Genomic DNA, 16500 nt, shown 5'->3' with positions numbered 1-16500 from the left:
ACACTCACTCCCCCTGAGGGAATGAAGAGAGAAATCGGAGTCGACATCGGGAGCCTGTATTGCTCCCAGCGTGTACAGCCGTCTAATCGCCAGTCCTCGTAACCGGCGCGCGGCATTCAGTAGAAATTTCCTGGAAGAATTTTTGAAAAGTTCCGGAGGGGCTACCGGCGGATCACCGGCCTACAAATGACGCAGCTGAGAAAAATCAGCGGCGGTACTATACCACACAAAGGCTGACTGTATAGTTTCACCCAGCCAAACTCCTTTCCTTTATAGGTTTATACAGAGCAGTTGTTGGGGAGGTCGTCTTCAGGACCGTAACATAGTTTCACGTTCGCAGCGCGAGCGTCTATCTTTGAGGTACCCCATCCCGTTGCGAACTTGTAAAACAAAGCTGCTCAAAGCAGCCAGGATAGGAACCGTTATGTCACCCAACAACAGTGTGAATACTGAACACCAAGTTGAGCTGATCACCCTCGGCAATGGACGCAAAGTCTCAATACGCCCCATCTGTCGCAGTGATGGCCAGCTTGAGAAAGAACTAATTGAACAGTTGTCTCCAGAAACTCGCCGCGATCGCTTTATTGGCGGAAGCTGTAAAGCCAGCCAAAAGCTATTGGAGTTACTCACAGATAACGACCACCATGTACATGAAGCTTTTATTGCACTCTGCAGTAGTGACAGAGCACAGAGAGCCGTTGCTATAGCACACTACGCACTTGACGTTGACGGACGCGCTTGTGAGTGTGCCGTTGTGGTGAGCGATGACTGGCAGGGGTTAGGTTTGGGACGCTTAATGTTAAAGCGACTCATCAACTGCGCTCAGGATCAGGGGCTTGAACGAATCTATTCGATTGAGTCAGCACAAAATAGACGAGTGGACAGTTTCGCAAAATCCATGGGCTTTACCTGTAAAGCCGATGCCAAAGACTATACCCTGCTCACCTATACACTAGAGTTGAAAACCAATCTTGAGACTAATGGCTTTAGTCACAAAGAGGAAGTTTCCCGAATAAATTTGGAGTAAGTGAGCAATTTAAGAATTTAAGTCCATATTTATATTTATTTATCTATATGAAGCAGGTGCCCTTGGTACTTGCTTCACCTATTTTCTACTTAACTTTACATCGTTTTCCTAATACAGCCTTGGCGACCTCAGATTTCTTACAGTTATTGGTCTTTTATAATACGACCTCAAGAAAAGTTGGATCACCACCGTCCGCCAAATTTCTATATACTTATTTTGTATTTATACGCTCCACAGCAGGGTACCGCTCACTTGCCCATTCATGGCAGATATCTGCCAAGTATTGGGCTAAATCTTTCTCACTAATTTCTGAAGGTATTGATATCCCGGCACTGCGACGCTTACCTTCATTGCCCTGATAGAATGTGGCCCAGCTATTCGACTGCCTTTCGATCAAGACTTCTCTACCAAAAACATTGAATTTAAGCTTTTTCATAAAGAACTATGTACAACTAAAATGCCTCAAAGCTTTGCAATTGCTCACACAAATTTCGAAAACCTATTTTCTTTGCATGGATACAATACGCTCTCCATCAGATACAATAAAGTATTTGCAGGAGTTAATTTAACTCCTGCAAACCCAATAATTTCTTCTTTTATACCACTCTTCTTAATCAAAAAAATCATCACACGCCAATGGCCCACTAAATTCTAGTAAGGCCTGAGGCATTTGAATTTGCTCCTTCAGCTGTCCAAATTGATACAGATAGAAGTTGACATCTGCCTGCATGGATTTCATATAACTCTGCTCACCACCAAAAATAATTACAGAGGGAAACTCCAGCGGATAAAAGCTGGCAATGTCTGCTTTTGCTTCGACAACTAACTTGTATGAAATTTTGTTAAGTTCAACTTCTAGATAACCTGAACAAGCATCTGTTTCCCGCTTAACAGAGAAACCATTAAAAGCCGGTAAAAAAATCAGGTCATACTCTTTAGAAACATATCGCCCCGCCCACATTTCAATCTCTGAGTCACCCAGTTTAGCTCCAGTAATCATATAGTAGAGGTCATCTGTTAGCCCCATTGAATAGATCATACCGGCACTGGATTCTTTGTCATACCAGCCCTTATCCAATTGCGCATAGCCAGCACCGGCTAGAGACATAGAACCATCAAAATAACTGTAATTGACTGGGGTACCGACCGTATATAGGAACCACTTTCCTCCTACCCCAGGTATCTCAGGAATAAACCCAAAAGGGGTTTGACCGGGGTTTAACCCATGCCAGTAATGGTGGTGTTCACCAGCCCACTCCATATTAAACAGGAAATCTGGGTGTAAGACCTGTACACCCTGCTCATCGGCCACAACTACTCCCGGTACTTCATAGTAGAACTTATCAATACCTTCGGGGTGCTTCAAGATCACTTCATCAAAAAAGAGATCATACTTCGTGGTAGCTCCGGTCTCTGAAGAAAAAGCTAAATGGATATAGGCTTTAGGCTTGGCAACTGCAAAGTCAGGTGCAATATAGGTTTGTAAACTAACTTTGAAATATCCCACATCGGGAATTGCAATGTTATAGAACCATTGCTCGGCCCAGGTTTCGTCAGAGCTAGGCTCATGTGCACTTAAGTCACTTAGAGTGGTAGCACCAACAAACATGGGAGATATCATTAATCCGATTGCAATCAGTATTCTTTTTATCATAAAACACATTGAATAATCCTCTTTTACTCTTCACTAGTTACATTACGACAACAACATTTAAGCTAGGCATTAATCCAAAGCCGAATTGCCAGCCACAAGATACTAGCCGTACAGTGCAAGATTATTTTTTCATTTCTTATGGGTGTTAATTATTTGCGATCTATTCTACAAAGATAATCAAATACATTTATTTTAATTTTTTGGTCCATCAACCTTCTGCTCAGTAAAAGTGGATAATCATAAAAGCAGCGTGATATTCCTCTTTAATCGCGAAAAAACACCTAAACTGTTGGATAAAATCCCCTCCTCTCGGCGCTTTAATTAACATGAATAAGAATATTCCTTCCAAGTTACCAATAATGATTGGTGGTGAGTGGATTCAGTCCAATAGTACTGAGTGGCTGGATGTAACCAACCCCGCTACCGGCAATGTTCTTACACAGGTGCCATTGTCTACCCAGACTGAACTGGAGAATGCAGTAATTTCCGCCAAAGAAGCATTTGACCAATGGCGAAATACGCCGGTTACCGCAAGAGCGCGGATTATGTTGAGGTATCAGGCGCTTCTGAAAGAAAATCAGGAGCTGCTGGCTGAAATCCTCAGCGAGGAAACAGGTAAAACTTTTGAGGATGCCAAAGGGGACGTCTGGCGCGGTATTGAGGTTGTTGAGCATGCAGCCAATATCGCTTCACTAATGATGGGTGAAACCGTAGAGAATGTTGCCAACACCATCGATTGTTACTCCTATCTACAACCTATTGGAGTTTGTGCAGGGATCACACCATTTAATTTCCCCGCAATGATTCCACTGTGGATGTTTCCAATGGCGATTGCCTGTGGGAATACTTTTATTCTGAAACCTTCTGAACAGGACCCTGTCACGCCTTGCAAACTGGCCGAATTATTTGCTGAAGCGGGGGCTCCAGCAGGTGTTTTACAGGTAGTACATGGCGGCAGGGAACAGGTAGATTTTCTTCTAACACATCCCGGTATTCAGGCCATTTCATTCGTTGGTTCAGTCCCCGTGGGGCGGCATATTTACCAGACAGGTACCCAGCACCTAAAACGAGTTCAAGCTTTTGCCGGTGCCAAAAACCATATGGTCGTGATGCCCGATGCCAATAAGGCTGCGGCTATTAATAATATTGTTGGATCATCCATCGGAGCTGCCGGGCAACGCTGCATGGCGATTTCCGTCGCTGTACTTGTTGGGGAGACACAGCAATGGGTAGACGACATTAAAGACGCTATGTCAGCTATCAAGCCCGGTCATTGGAAGGATACGCAAGCGGGCTTCGGTCCACTAATATCACCCGCTGCTCGTGCGAGGGTGCTTGGGTATATCGCCCAGGGCAAAAAGGAAGGCGCCCGCTGTGTATTAGATGGCTCTGAAATTACTGTCGAAGGGTTTCCCAATGGGAACTGGGTTGGTCCCACCCTATTTGCCGATGTAACTTCGGACATGTCGATCTATACCGACGAGATTTTTGGTCCCGTACTTTGCCTGGTAAATGCCGACTCCCTGGAAGAAGCAATCCAATTAATCAATAACTGCCCCTATGGCAATGGCACCTCAATATTTACGGCTAGTGGCGCTGCCGCACGTAAGTTCCAACACGAAATATTAGTGGGGCAAGTCGGTATTAATGTGCCTATTCCAGTGCCATTACCTTTCTTTAGCTTTACCGGCTGGCGAGCGTCTTTTTATGGTGATCAACACGCTTATGGAAAACAAGCTGTACGGTTTTATACCGAAACCAAAACTGTTACGGCACGCTGGTTTGACAGTGATATAGAGCATGCAGAGCACACCAACTTAACCATACAGCTCAAATAATGTTAACCGGAGAGCAGCATGACTAAAACAGTCGCATTTTTAGGGTTGGGCCATATGGGACTGCCTATGGCCACCAACCTGGTCAAGGCGGGCTTTGAAGTTAAAGGGTTTGACCCGGTCACTGAAATACTGGATACCGCTGTAGAAAGCGGTATCAAAAAGTGTTCCTCTCCCCAAGAGTCCGTCGAGGAAGCGGATTTTGTGGTAAGTATGCTGCCTAATAGTGCGGCGGTTGAGTGCCTGTATATTGATACCGACAAACTGCTCGACAGTATTTCTCGCGACTGTTTGATTATCGACTGCTCCACTATTTCTTCCAACAGTTCTAAACGCCTTATTCGTGAAGCCAGAATCAAAGGCCTGCAAGCCATAGAAGCCCCTGTTTCCGGGGGAGTGGCGGGTGCTAGCAAAGGAACTTTGAGTTTTATGTGCGGGGGGGAGACCGGTGATGTCGACAGGGCCCGGGAAGTTCTAGAGCCAATGGGTAGTAACATTTTCTATGCCGGAGCAGCAGGAGCTGGCCAAACAGCAAAGATTTGTAACAATATGCTGCTGGCTATTCATATGATTGGTACCGCTGAAGCCCTGCAAATGGGAATAGATAATGGACTCGACCCCAATGTGCTCTCCGACATTATGTTAAAGAGTTCAGGTGCCAACTGGTCCCTACAAAATTACAATCCCTATCCCGGAGTAATGCCCGAAGTTCCAGCGAGTAAAAACTATAGCGGTGGTTTTATGGTAAGACTTATGTGTAAGGACCTGGGGTTGGCCCAGGAAGCCGCCACTCAAAGTAAAAGCTATACGCCTCTCGGCTCAATGGCGCGCAATCTCTATGGAATTCTCAATTTGCGCGGAGGTAGTGATCTGGACTTCTCATCTATTCAAAAGCTATTTCAAGAAGTGGATTAACCGCGTAGCAGGCTGGGTATCCACAACCCCAGCCGTAGCTCCACTTCTCTCCAGCGCCAGTTACTGGCTATGGCTGCATGACTTTACCGAGAATTCGGATTTCACGCACTTGATCCCACTCTATAGCAAAGTAGAACTTTTGTTTGCGTCCAGCATTACTGGGAATCGTGAGTTCTTCAGGGTTTCCTTTGCCCCTAAACAAGTTGGTTGCATAGCCATCCTGGTCAATAAGGATCACTGCCTCGGAGCTATCCAGGTCAATTAACCGCACGGGGAAGTCATTTTGATTTTTAAAACCAACTTCAACATAGCAACCACTCTCTGCATGGGCGGTCACTGCGATAACATCGGTTTCCAGATACTTATTGAGATCTTCCAGCGTATTGATAAGTACAGCACCATCAGTACTCTGCCCTGTTTTACGTCCATCAACCACACCTTCACTGGCACCATCCATCAGGTTTTTACCAAAGCTGACGATGTTAGACATCACTGATTTTGCCGTTTCCGCTACGCCACTCTCTTGCTCATCTGTATTTTGTCGTGCAAACGCAGAGGAACATAAAATCAGGCCGGCAATTAAAATCGTTCTTCGCACTGATATCTCCATATCCTTTACTATCCATTCCAGCCTAAGCCAGCTCCGGTTAGCTGGCTTAAGTTGGGAATATTAGCAAAAGAAATATTGCTTGGAAAAAAGATTAGTGTTTGCGCGGTACAAAATCAGGATTACTGTCCCTGCCCTGTTGCTGCAATTTGAACCTCTCGAATATTTACATGCTGGGGCTGGGAGTACATGAACATAACTGTGCGAGCAATATCCTCTGCATTAATTGCACCACCAATGGATTCTTTCCATTGTTGATAGGCCTCAATAATTTCTGCTGAGGTAGTGTGGCTTAGCAGCTCTGTTTCCACCGCGCCGGGGCATATGGTCATTACACGTACTCCGGTAGGTGCCACTTCCTCACGCACGGTTTCACCAATAGCAGAGACAGCATACTTGGTACCACAGTACGCAGCATGATTGATAAATGTTTTTACTCCAGCAATAGAACTGATATTGATAATGGTCCCGGAATGGCGAGTTTTCATATCTTCCAAAACTGCCTGCATACCGTTAAGCAAGGCCAATACATTCACATCGAACATTTGCCGCCACTCATCGGGGTTCTGGGTTTCAATATTGCCCAGTAACATTTTGCCGGCATTGTTAATCAGACAGTCAACCGGACCAAACTGAGTCTCAGCCTCACGAATTGCCTCGCGCAAGGCTGCCATATCAGTCACATCCACTTTCCTGCAAAGAGTATCTGGCAGATTTAAAGCTTCCAGTTTGTCCACACGCCTTGCCAACAATAATAGAGGATGCCCGGCAGCAGACATATGTTGGGCAATGGCAGCACCAATACCTGAACTGGCTCCAGTAATAACAACGAGTGGTTTGGACATGGGCTCTCTCTCCTTCAATGAGTTATCCCGGCGGATAGTTTTGCTTAAGTAGACCCAGTATAGGAATTCCGACTAATATGATTAGCCCAACCAATCGGAAAACATTGTTTGGTTTTTATGAACAATATCTCATGGCGCGCTATTCGTGCATTTATTCAGGTGGCCGATGCCGGAAGCTTCACCGCTGCAGCGCGGGACAGCGGCTTTTCCAAGGCCAATTTGAGCCAACTGGTCACAGAGCTGGAAACAACCCTGGATATACAGCTTCTCTACCGCACGACAAGACAACTGCGTCTTACCGAGATTGGTGAGGGTTACTATTTGCGTTGCAAGCAAGCGATGCAGCAGTTGGATTCAGCCGCCGAGTGGGCCAGTGAATCAAAGGGAGGACTGGAGGGAAACATCCGCATCAACGCTGTTGGTGGCGTTATCGGGGAGAGCTTGATTGCTCCGCTGGTGATCAAGTTTCAGCAGGCCAATCCAGGAGTTAGGGTTCATCTGGATTTTTCCAGCACCCGAGTAGATTTGATTCAAGACCAGTACGATTTGGTTATTCGTATGGGCAGTTTGCCGGACTCCTCTCTAATCGTGCGTAAACTTCACACTATCAAAACCCGATACGTAGCCAGCCCAAAGTTCCTTCAAGAATATGGACCTATAGAAAAACCTGCTGATTTAGCATCTGTACCGCTAATTTCCGGCAGTGTGGATCAATGGCTGCTGACACGAGGTAAGAATCAACAGGTTGTGCAAGTTGAAAACAGCACTAAATTGATTAGCGGAAGGGTAATGCACCGCGCTGCAATTGAGGGACTTGGAATTACCCGGCTGGCAGATGTCTATGTCCAGGCAGATATTGCCAGTGGGCGTCTGGTTGAAATTCTGCCCGGCTGGTCTGAGTCTACCGAGCTCTCCATGGTATGCCCGCCCCTACGCCACCAATTATTACGGATGCGCAATTTGATGCAGTGGCTCAAGGAGGGTTTTGCAGATATTTATTTACAGGCTTTAGCTGTTAGTCCTATTGAATAAAGTACCTAAAATAAACGCGAACAATTTGTCTCTGTGACTAGCTTTTCCTAATTACCGTCAAAGTTCACCTTCTGATTGTTTTATTGCCTGTAATTCCACCGGTGACAAAGCCTTGTAGCCACGCAAATAGGGCCAGCCATACCCCCAGCGAAATGGGGTGGGTAAAAAAGGCGTACCGCCAACCCGAACTCCAAGTAACATCATTAGTGCAACTTCTTCTTCCCCTGTTCCAGCTACACAGACTTCCAGATCTTTATCCGCTTGCTCGCGTTCATCGTATGTGCCCCCTTTCCAGTAGGCATAATCATGGGCAATACAGCAGTCGAGCCACAACTCCTGTTGATCAAAAGTTCCATCGGGAAATGCGCTACAACCATCAGTAGTAAATGGCTCTATTTCCTGCGCAAAGGCTTCCAAACTCAATAAGGAAATGAACAACAACCAGCGGCACATCAGTTCTACTCATACACTCAAAAAAAGTAAATCGGCTCGGACACTGAAATATAACCCCACCTCTTCGGTAAACCACTAAAAATTGAATTTAAGCCCACTTGCCATTAGTGTCTATTAGACACATAATGTTTCAAGACCCATTATTCAAGCCCTGGAGAGACCGGGGTTTATTCACAGCAAGGAGCTTGCTGCTATGGCCCAGCACTACGATTTTGCCGTTTTTATCGGTCGATTCCAGCCATTTCATTCCGGACATCTAAAAGTAGTCCAGTGCGGATTAGCTCAGGCCCAGCACCTGATTATCCTGATTGGCTCCGCCAACCAGCCCCGCAATCCTCGCAACCCCTGGACTCATCGCGAGCGGGAACAATTTATCAGGAAAAGTTTAAGCGAGAGTGACAACAAGCGCCTGACCTGCCTACCTTTAATGGATGTGCCCTATAACGATGAGCTGTGGGTACGCAATGTACAAAACTCCGTTAACAGCATAGTGACCGCTCATCACACCATTCCCCACAAGCCACCTCAAATTGCATTAATCGGGCACCAGAAAGACCAGAGCGGTTTTTACCTCAACCTCTTCCCCCAGTGGGAATCCCTTGGGGTGGAGAATCACAACGAAATCAGTGCGACCCCCTTTAGGGAGGCACTATTTACCGACAGCGCCGATAGCTTGTTGAATTCACTCGGCCAGGAAAAGCAATTGCCAGAGGGCACTGTTGGCGCTTTAAGAGAGTTTGTGGAGACCAACCCAGCCTACGGCGAGATGCGCGAAGAAATGGCATTTATCCAGCGCTACAGATCCTCCTGGGCCACCGCTCCCTATCCGCCAACTCACGTTACTGTCGATGCTGTAGTGGTCCAATCTGGCCATATCCTGCTGATAGAGCGACGAGCTTTTCCCGGGCGGGGTTTATGGGCGCTGCCCGGTGGTTTTGTCGACCCCGGTGAGCGACTGATCGATGCTTGCCTGCGAGAATTGCGAGAGGAAACACGCCTTAAAGTCCCGACACCAGTGTTGAAAGGATCTATACGCCGGCAGGATGTATTCGATGAACCCTATCGCTCGGCTCGTGGAAGGACCATCACGCACGCCTATTACATAGAACTGGCTCCCAGCCAACAGCTTCCCAAGGTAAAGGGCGGTGACGACGCTCGCCATGCCCGCTGGGTGCCCCTCGCTGATCTGGACCCTCAGCAGCTATTTGAAGACCACTATTACATCATTCAATCCCTGATTGGCGGTGCCTAAAACTGGTAAGAGGTGGCCAATTGCCGCCTCTTACACATTCAACAACTCGCATTACCTTCACCAATACCCAAAAAAACACGCCAATACTTGACAGTTTAGTATCGAAAAAACACTATTAACTTAGTTGGTGTCCTTTAGACAATAATTAGCAAGGCCCGCACTGGAGAGACCGGTGCTAACAACTACTCACGGAGGATTTCCGCGATGAACCAGTACAACCCAATCCTGAATGTCGACAGCTATAAAACCAGCCACTACCTTCAGTACCCAGAGGGAATCCAGTATGTCAGCAGCTATATCGAGAGCCGGGGCGGCCAGTTCAAAGAGGCTGTTTTCTTTGGCCTACAGGCATTTATCAAGCAGTACCTGACTACGCCGATCAACGCAGAGCACATCGAAGAGGCAGAGGAGCTCTGTCTGGCCCATGGCCTGCCATTTAATCGCGAGGGATGGGAATTCGTTCTTCAGGAGCATCAGGGTTACCTGCCCATTGAGATTCAAGCAGTTCCCGAGGGCAGCGTTATCCCAACTACGAATGTCTTAGTCCAAGTAGTCAATACAGACCCTCAGTGCTTCTGGCTAACCAGCTATATCGAAACCGCCCTGCTGCGCGCAATTTGGTACCCCACCACAGTTGCCACCCAAAGCCGGGAAGCCAAAAAGGTCATTCAACGATATTTACTGGAAACTGCTGAGGGCCTCGACTCACTGCCCTTCAAGCTACATGACTTTGGCGCACGCGGTGCTAGCAGCGAAGAGACAGCTGCTATTGGGGGCCTGGCCCACCTGGTAAATTTCCAAGGCACAGACACCATTGCCGCCGTACTCGCCGGCCGCCGCTACTACGCAGCCCCAATGGCCGGATTTTCAATACCCGCTGCAGAGCACAGCACCATGACCAGTTGGGGACGCGAGCAGGAAGCCAAAGCCTATGAAAATATGCTGACGCAATTCAGCGGTGACAATCGTCTGGTCGCCGTAGTGAGTGACAGCTACGATCTTTGGAGTGCTATCGAGAATATCTGGGGCGGTGAATTAAAAGAGAGGGTAGAAAATAATGGCGGCACCCTGGTAATTCGCCCGGATAGCGGCGATCCCGTTGATATAGTCACTCAGACTATTGAGCGCTTGATGAGAATATTCGGAGCGACCATTAATAGTAAAGGTTTCCGAGTACTTCCTGACTTTATTCGGGTGATCCAGGGTGACGGGATTTCTCTACACACCATTGAGGGCATCCTCAGCGCAATGAAGGCCAGAAAACAGAGCGCTGAAAATATTAGCTTCGGTATGGGAGGTCAGCTTTTACAAAAAGTTAACCGGGATACCATGAGGTTCGCCATGAAAGCCAGTGCGGTTCGAGTCGATGGCCTATGGCGGGATGTTTACAAAGACCCCGCCACCGATAGCGGTAAGCGCTCCAAGAGAGGGCGCTTGGCATTAATAAATCGTACCGACGGAACGCCCTACACTATTCGTGAGCAAGATATTGGTAGCCGTAATAATCTGCTGGAAACCGTCTACCGCAACGGGAAATTACTTATAGAACAAGACCTGGAAACTATTCGGAAACGGGCAGTTATTGTTGAAGGTAGAGATGTATTGGCTGTTGCCAGTTAATATTAACTAATCGGTAATCTTTTAGGGGGCTTTGATGTTATTGGAAATTGCAGTTGGAGATGCCTACGGAGCCGGATTTGAGTTTTGTAGCCGTGAGATTATTAACAATAACAATCATGCTAACGGGTATATCTCTCATCCCCTTGGCATCAAACTCGGTTGTTATACCGACGATACTCAGATGAGCTTGGCTATTGCTGAGCTCCTTCTTGAGAATTCGAATCCCCAAGAGTCGGACTTTGCACAAGCTTTTATCCACACTTATAAGCGTGATCCTCGCCTTGGATATGCATCAGGCTTTCAAAGCCTTCTCGATAGCTGTGAAACTGGGAAGGATTTAACTCGCAAGATAAGGCCTCACAGCAAACGTAACGGCGCTGCAATGCGCTCAGTACCCCTTGGGCTCATTCCCGATATTGATCAACTACTAACAGTGGCTAAATGCCAAGCTAGCGTTACGCACAATACCGAAGAGGGGATCTTATCTGCTCAAGCAGTTGCCCTAATGGCACATCTATTAATCTACCAAAAATCAGCTCTATTTGAGTTGCCCAAGCTTATTGAGAAAAAGCTCAACCTAAAATTAATAGGAAGCTGGTCTGGCAAGGTCAACTGTGATGCCTTAGAAACCTTGGCTGCGGTAAATACAGCACTACAAAGTAATCGAGACTTCCTTGGACTATTGAAGACCTGTATAGATTTTGGTGGTGATACTGATAGTGTCGCCGCAATTGCCTGCGGGCTTGCAGCACTTACCAGAGAGTACGATTCGGGACTTCCTTTCAGTTTACTCTCTGGCCTGGAAAATAGTACTTATGGATACCAATACCTGATTGAGCTAGATAAAAAATTAGTTAATAATTTTTTATCTTAATAAGCTAAACTATTTTTCAGTTAAAGCTCTAAATTTCTTATAAATTTATGATCAGCGGAGCTTTCATTCAAACGATAGAGCGCTGCAGGCCGGCCTTTTTCGGAACGTTTTTCACCAGTATCTACTAACAGATTTGCCTGCTCAATTCGCCTGCGAAATGATTTTTTCTGTATTGGTTTCCCAATTATTGCCTCATGTACTTGCTGTAACTCTGGCAAGGTAAAGGTTTCCGGTAATGTAAATGCGGGCACAATCGTATAGAGCGCTTTTTGAACCAAACGCTCATGGGCACGACGAATAATTTCCTGATGATCAAAAGCCAGAGATAATTGAGATATCTGAGAGTAAGGCAACCAGTCCACACTCGACACAGTATTGATTGCACTTGCACAGCATTGGTGGGCAATCAAGGCAGTATAGGCAACCGTTACCGACCACCCCCGTTTATCCCTGCTGGGCCCTCCAAAAGTATAAAGCTGCTCTAAATAGGGAGGTTTAACTGATGTCTTTTCTTTTAGCTTTCGGTTAGCTGTCGCCTCCAGACTATTATCTTCGGTTTCAGAGACAAATCCTCCAGGCAAAGCCCACTTTCCTTTCTCTGGGTGAGCAGAGCGCTTAACCAATAACACCTTGAGAAAGCCTTCGTGATAGGTAAATAGAACTGCATCCACAGTAACTAAAGGAGCGTCAAAGTTACGCTTCTCATAGCGAGCTATATAGTCTTTTTCATTCATAGGGAGAGACAAGTATCATTTAGACACTTAGTGTAACTCGAACGTATTGGTGGGATAAAGTTATTTACTTTCAGGTAATTCTGAGCCGTCAATTTCCTCTTGTAGCTTTTCCAAGTCGTCCAGAATTCTCAGGAATTTCTGTCCAAATTCTGTAACGTTATACTCCACACGGGGAGGAATCTCTGCATAGCTGATCCGCTCCAGTATCCCGAACTCCATATTTCTACGTAAACATTCATTCAGGACCTTGGTAGTCAAACCCTCAACGCTGCGAACCATCTCCCCCGGTCGATTTACCCCTCTAGCCAGAAGCTGATAGACAGTAAGGGACCATTTACAGCCATAGATAGTCTCAACCATTCTGGCACTTCTCTTGGGCGGGCGCTTTCGCGTGAGCATATTTTTCTCTGATTTCATCAATACTTACCAAAAAGTAACTAGTACACCATTTTGTGCTTACTTTTCAACCCATCCGGTTCTTTTCTAAACTCCACTCACGTAATGAGCATATCTCAGTGAGGAAATAATATGAGTGACTCCACTAAAAGACCAGATTCTGCTGAACAAAAAGAAGTTGCCTTAATCGTTGGTGGTTCCAGTGGTATGGGACTCGCCATTGCAAACCTGCTGGTGAAACAGGGAATCCACACAGTTATTATTGGCAATAATCTCAACAAACTTGAAAGAGCCCACAGTAAATTAACTCAGATGGGCTCTGCAGAAGCACTTCAGGCAGACCTCTATCAACAGGCTGATATCAGCAAGATTATCGAATATATAAAATCCAGTAATCATCATTTTAAATACCTGGTAAACGCCGCTGGATATTTTAATCCTACTGCATTTCTTGAACATACTCGGGAAGACTACGACACTTATCTCGACCTCAACCGTGCCACCTTCTTTATTAGCCAGGCCGTAACAAAAAACATGGTAGACAATGGCGGGGGCAGTGTAGTGAATATTGGCTCCATGTGGGCCAAGCAATCCGTAAAGGCGACACCCTCCTCAGCCTATTCAATGGCCAAAGCCGGTTTACATTCACTCACCCAACATATGGCAATGGAGCTGGCCGATCACAATGTTCGTGTTAATGCAGTATCCCCTGCGGTGGTTAAGACGCCTATCTATGGATCCTTTATCGATCCAGGGGAAATAGACCAAGCACTTGCCTCCTTCGATAGCTTTCATCCTATTGGCAGAATTGGCAAACCTGAAGACATCGCTGATGTCGTAGATTTTCTTTTAAGCGACAAAGCAAGTTGGGTAACTGGAGCCATTTGGGACGTTGATGGCGGGGTAATTGCTGGGAGAAACTAGAATACCAAAACGCCCGGATAGAAGTATTTTATTCGGGCTCAATTTAGAGAAATTCCTGCACTGCAGCTCCTGCTAAAGAATTGTTATTTTATCTTTTATTTAAATATCCAGAGTAAACCATCAAAACCATCTAAAGTAGAAAATTAAATCCTAAGACATAACCAATCGTTTGTGCAACAAAATACCACTCACGATAAGGTATTTTACAGCATCAACAACATTCTGATCGGCTTGCAATAAGCTATCACTCTTCTCAAAAAATCTAATTGCCTTCTTATGGTCCAAAAACGGCATATCCAAAGTTGCACGGCTATGAACAATATCCTTCATATATTCATGAAGCTTCCTGTTTTTCTTATCTGTAAGTGGTGGAGTCCAAAGAGGCTGTTTTTGCTTCTTGTATACTTGCTCTGTTAACACAGGTTTCATGGCTTCTCTGAGTATATATTTCTCCGTTAACCCGCGAATCTTGTATTTATCCGGCAATACTGAGACATACTCAACCAGGTGGTGATCCAGAAAAGGTAGGCGCCCTTCGATAGAGTGAGCCATTTCTGTTCTATCCCCCATCATTGTAAGAACATAGTGGGGCAGCATAGACTTGGTAAAGGTATATAGACTTTTTGATAAAATAGACCTGCTCTTAACTGAAAAGGCACCTCCCAAGTGTTCTAACAGGGTTTCTGCGGGCTGTAAGTGCTGTATATACTCGGCATAATCCTCACAAAACAATGGGAATATCTTTGTGCCCATATCCATAAAGCTCTGCATCCAGTTTGGAAAGAAGCCAAGGGCTGACTTCACCACCTGTGACTGATGCATTCTTGTAGAGGCCATAAAAACGCCTTCGGAAACAGGATCACCAGACTGCAATTTCTGCAAGATAGCTTGCTTTTCTTTTTTTGGAATTGTATCTAAATAATTTTCGATAAAATCTTGCCTGAACCAACCGTAACCAGCAAATACTTCATCTGCTCCATCCCCAGTAAGAACCACTTTATAACCGTGTTCTCGAACAACTCGGCTTAGAACATATTTAGTGATAGCGTTACCGTTAAAGAACATTTTTTCGCCGGTATAAGCAGTATCCTCAAAGCAAGAGATTAGTGTGTCACTATCAATTTCAACAGGGTGATAATTACTTCCCAAATAATCAGTCATGGATTTTGCGTTAGAGGACTCATCATAGGCCGGATGATCAAAAGATAAGGTGAATGCATCGATCGGCTTATCCACCATACCTTGCGCTATACCAAGCACGGAGGAGGCATCTATGCCACCACTCAAATAGCAGGCAACAGGTACATCAGCTTTGAGCCTTAACTTAATCGATTCAGAGAAGCGCTCGCGCACCTCACTAATAACCTCTTTCTCATCGAAAACAATACTTCCTTGTTCCGCAATAGTGGGGAAGTGTAAATTCCAATAAAGATGAGTCGAAAATTGTAGATCATCCAAATAGGCCAAACCATAATGACCAGGAGGAAGCTCATGAATATTGTTAAACAAACTAGAAGCTGGAGCATGCAAGAAGCTAATTTCTTGCAAAAAAGTATGTGGATTCCAATCTATCGGCAAGCCAAGCGCTTTGAAGGCCTTAACTTCTGATGCAAAACACAAGCATCCATCTGTCCAATAATAAAATAGAGGTTTTATTCCAAACCTATCTCGAGCAGAAAATATTAAGTTTTTTCTTTTATCGTAAAGTACGAAAGAAAATTCCCCTCGTAGATATTCCAGGCAATAAACACCAAACTCTTGATATAGGCCGATAAGTATTTCACTATCCGATTGTGTAAGAAAACGATAGTTCCGCCTTATCAAATCATCTTTTATCTCTAAATAATTATAAAATTCACCATTAACAATGCAGGCTATCTCTCCATCATCACTTAATAGTGGCTGCTGACCACCTTCCAAGTCAATAATACTGAGGCGCTTATGAGCCAGCCAGGCCCGTCCATCTCCTGATGACCAGAACCCTTCACCATCAGGCCCTCGATGGGAAAGGGGCTGTAATGCTCGATAAATCTGTTCCCCGTTGTATACAACGGTATTTGAAAATACAGCTAGCAGCCCACACATTTTGCTGCCTCCCCAATATCGATAGAAGGACTGCCTCAGATTAGCAAAAAAGTACTTCGCGCCATCTACTCAAAAAAAAGCGAGCAAATACTTATGCATTAAAGAATTGAACTAGAGATAAGTATGATATTAAAATTTAGAACCAAACTCACATTTCACTAGCTGAGCTTGATTACAAGCTCAGACTTAAAGAGAGTTATAAATTTTAAAGATATCCTTTTCTTTCACTATCCAGCTAAGCTTTAGC

At 45.4% G+C, this 16500-nt stretch carries 16 protein-coding genes; 8 read left to right on the top strand and 8 right to left on the bottom strand.

All coding sequences use genetic code 11. From position 1 onward, the window contains the following. Positions 1-424 precede the first annotated feature (424 nt). Positions 425-1027, top strand: a complete 603-nt coding sequence (locus tag ACJJIL_RS01295; RefSeq protein ID WP_282931039.1) for a GNAT family N-acetyltransferase — start codon at positions 425-427, stop codon at positions 1025-1027. 211 nt (positions 1028-1238) lie between these two features. On the opposite strand, the gene ACJJIL_RS01290 is transcribed toward ACJJIL_RS01295, so the two are convergent. Next, a complete protein-coding gene (locus tag ACJJIL_RS01290; RefSeq protein WP_444937115.1) occupies positions 1239-1463 on the bottom strand; it encodes a DUF7661 family protein in 225 nt (74 codons plus the stop codon). A gap of 174 nt (positions 1464-1637) precedes the next feature. Continuing rightward, on the bottom strand, positions 1638-2690 hold the full coding sequence (locus tag ACJJIL_RS01285; protein WP_445361015.1) for a hypothetical protein: 1053 nt from the start codon (positions 2688-2690) through the stop codon (positions 1638-1640). 317 nt (positions 2691-3007) lie between these two features. On the opposite strand from ACJJIL_RS01285, the gene ACJJIL_RS01280 reads away from it, so the two are divergent. Together ACJJIL_RS01280 and mmsB are read left to right on the top strand one after the other, a co-directional pair. Beyond that, complete coding sequence (locus tag ACJJIL_RS01280; RefSeq protein ID WP_445361014.1) at positions 3008-4519, top strand: CoA-acylating methylmalonate-semialdehyde dehydrogenase; 1512 nt, start codon at positions 3008-3010, stop codon at positions 4517-4519. Between the two features lie 18 nt (positions 4520-4537). After that, positions 4538-5431: a 3-hydroxyisobutyrate dehydrogenase gene (mmsB, locus tag ACJJIL_RS01275; protein WP_445361013.1), complete on the top strand. Its 894-nt coding sequence runs from the start codon at positions 4538-4540 to the stop codon at positions 5429-5431. A 67-nt stretch (positions 5432-5498) separates the two neighbouring features. On the opposite strand, the gene ACJJIL_RS01270 is transcribed toward mmsB, so the two are convergent. Together ACJJIL_RS01270 and ACJJIL_RS01265 are read right to left on the bottom strand one after the other, a co-directional pair. After that, positions 5499-6029 carry a hypothetical protein gene (locus ACJJIL_RS01270; RefSeq protein ID WP_445361012.1) on the bottom strand — a complete coding sequence of 177 codons (531 nt, stop codon included), beginning with the start codon at positions 6027-6029 and terminating at the stop codon, positions 5499-5501. Between the two features lie 131 nt (positions 6030-6160). Beyond that, the gene (locus ACJJIL_RS01265) at positions 6161-6883 is read right to left on the bottom strand and encodes an SDR family oxidoreductase (RefSeq protein ID WP_445361011.1); all 723 of its coding nucleotides are present in this window, start codon (positions 6881-6883) and stop codon (positions 6161-6163) included. A gap of 117 nt (positions 6884-7000) precedes the next feature. On the opposite strand from ACJJIL_RS01265, the gene ACJJIL_RS01260 reads away from it, so the two are divergent. Next, the gene (locus tag ACJJIL_RS01260; RefSeq protein ID WP_445361010.1) at positions 7001-7915 is read left to right on the top strand and encodes a LysR family transcriptional regulator; all 915 of its coding nucleotides are present in this window, start codon (positions 7001-7003) and stop codon (positions 7913-7915) included. 57 nt (positions 7916-7972) lie between these two features. On the opposite strand, the gene ACJJIL_RS01255 is transcribed toward ACJJIL_RS01260, so the two are convergent. Beyond that, positions 7973-8368 (bottom strand): FAD-binding oxidoreductase, encoded by a 396-nt coding sequence (locus ACJJIL_RS01255; protein WP_282931030.1) that lies wholly within the window; start codon positions 8366-8368, stop codon positions 7973-7975. Between the two features lie 139 nt (positions 8369-8507). Between ACJJIL_RS01255 and ACJJIL_RS01250 the strand changes: the two genes are divergently transcribed. The 3 genes from ACJJIL_RS01250 to ACJJIL_RS01240 all read left to right on the top strand — a co-directional run bounded on the left by ACJJIL_RS01250 (position 8508) and on the right by ACJJIL_RS01240 (position 12114). Continuing rightward, on the top strand, positions 8508-9620 hold the full coding sequence (locus tag ACJJIL_RS01250) for a bifunctional nicotinamide-nucleotide adenylyltransferase/Nudix hydroxylase (protein WP_445361985.1): 1113 nt from the start codon (positions 8508-8510) through the stop codon (positions 9618-9620). Between the two features lie 204 nt (positions 9621-9824). Continuing rightward, the gene (locus tag ACJJIL_RS01245) at positions 9825-11240 is read left to right on the top strand and encodes a nicotinate phosphoribosyltransferase (protein ID WP_445361009.1); all 1416 of its coding nucleotides are present in this window, start codon (positions 9825-9827) and stop codon (positions 11238-11240) included. A 34-nt stretch (positions 11241-11274) separates the two neighbouring features. Further along, positions 11275-12114 (top strand): ADP-ribosylglycohydrolase family protein, encoded by an 840-nt coding sequence (locus tag ACJJIL_RS01240; protein ID WP_445361008.1) that lies wholly within the window; start codon positions 11275-11277, stop codon positions 12112-12114. 20 nt (positions 12115-12134) lie between these two features. On the opposite strand, the gene ACJJIL_RS01235 is transcribed toward ACJJIL_RS01240, so the two are convergent. Then, a complete protein-coding gene (locus tag ACJJIL_RS01235) occupies positions 12135-12848 on the bottom strand; it encodes an NUDIX hydrolase (RefSeq protein ID WP_445361007.1) in 714 nt (237 codons plus the stop codon). Between the two features lie 60 nt (positions 12849-12908). Next, a complete protein-coding gene (locus tag ACJJIL_RS01230; RefSeq protein WP_445361006.1) occupies positions 12909-13265 on the bottom strand; it encodes a winged helix-turn-helix transcriptional regulator in 357 nt (118 codons plus the stop codon). 111 nt (positions 13266-13376) lie between these two features. On the opposite strand from ACJJIL_RS01230, the gene ACJJIL_RS01225 reads away from it, so the two are divergent. After that, positions 13377-14168, top strand: coding sequence for an SDR family NAD(P)-dependent oxidoreductase (locus ACJJIL_RS01225; protein WP_445361005.1), 792 nt, complete (start codon positions 13377-13379; stop codon positions 14166-14168). A 150-nt stretch (positions 14169-14318) separates the two neighbouring features. On the opposite strand, the gene asnB is transcribed toward ACJJIL_RS01225, so the two are convergent. Next, a complete protein-coding gene (asnB, locus tag ACJJIL_RS01220; protein ID WP_445361004.1) occupies positions 14319-16253 on the bottom strand; it encodes an asparagine synthase (glutamine-hydrolyzing) in 1935 nt (644 codons plus the stop codon). Positions 16254-16500: the final 247 nt, after the last annotated feature.

This window comes from Microbulbifer maximicatervae (SeqCode), from assembly GCF_052468095.1.
The sequence above is the reverse complement of the archived record's forward strand: the minus strand, read 5'-3'. Positions and strand labels throughout refer to the sequence as shown.

What these genes read in the sequence shown, in the direction of transcription:
- asnB (WP_445361004.1), bottom strand. Translation starts at nt 16,253, where the DNA reads ATGTGTGGGCTGCTAGCTGTATTTTCAAATACCGTTGTATACAACGGG.
- ACJJIL_RS01285 (WP_445361015.1), bottom strand. Translation starts at nt 2,690, where the DNA reads ATGTGTTTTATGATAAAAAGAATACTGATTGCAATCGGATTAATGATA.
- ACJJIL_RS01265 (WP_445361011.1), bottom strand. Translation starts at nt 6,883, where the DNA reads ATGTCCAAACCACTCGTTGTTATTACTGGAGCCAGTTCAGGTATTGGT.
- ACJJIL_RS01240 (WP_445361008.1), top strand. Translation starts at nt 11,275, where the DNA reads ATGTTATTGGAAATTGCAGTTGGAGATGCCTACGGAGCCGGATTTGAG.
- ACJJIL_RS01235 (WP_445361007.1), bottom strand. Translation starts at nt 12,848, where the DNA reads ATGAATGAAAAAGACTATATAGCTCGCTATGAGAAGCGTAACTTTGAC.
- ACJJIL_RS01280 (WP_445361014.1), top strand. Translation starts at nt 3,008, where the DNA reads ATGAATAAGAATATTCCTTCCAAGTTACCAATAATGATTGGTGGTGAG.
- ACJJIL_RS01290 (WP_444937115.1), bottom strand. Translation starts at nt 1,463, where the DNA reads ATGAAAAAGCTTAAATTCAATGTTTTTGGTAGAGAAGTCTTGATCGAA.
- ACJJIL_RS01230 (WP_445361006.1), bottom strand. Translation starts at nt 13,265, where the DNA reads ATGAAATCAGAGAAAAATATGCTCACGCGAAAGCGCCCGCCCAAGAGA.
- mmsB (WP_445361013.1), top strand. Translation starts at nt 4,538, where the DNA reads ATGACTAAAACAGTCGCATTTTTAGGGTTGGGCCATATGGGACTGCCT.
- ACJJIL_RS01245 (WP_445361009.1), top strand. Translation starts at nt 9,825, where the DNA reads ATGAACCAGTACAACCCAATCCTGAATGTCGACAGCTATAAAACCAGC.
- ACJJIL_RS01295 (WP_282931039.1), top strand. Translation starts at nt 425, where the DNA reads ATGTCACCCAACAACAGTGTGAATACTGAACACCAAGTTGAGCTGATC.
- ACJJIL_RS01225 (WP_445361005.1), top strand. Translation starts at nt 13,377, where the DNA reads ATGAGTGACTCCACTAAAAGACCAGATTCTGCTGAACAAAAAGAAGTT.
- ACJJIL_RS01260 (WP_445361010.1), top strand. Translation starts at nt 7,001, where the DNA reads ATGAACAATATCTCATGGCGCGCTATTCGTGCATTTATTCAGGTGGCC.
- ACJJIL_RS01255 (WP_282931030.1), bottom strand. Translation starts at nt 8,368, where the DNA reads ATGTGCCGCTGGTTGTTGTTCATTTCCTTATTGAGTTTGGAAGCCTTT.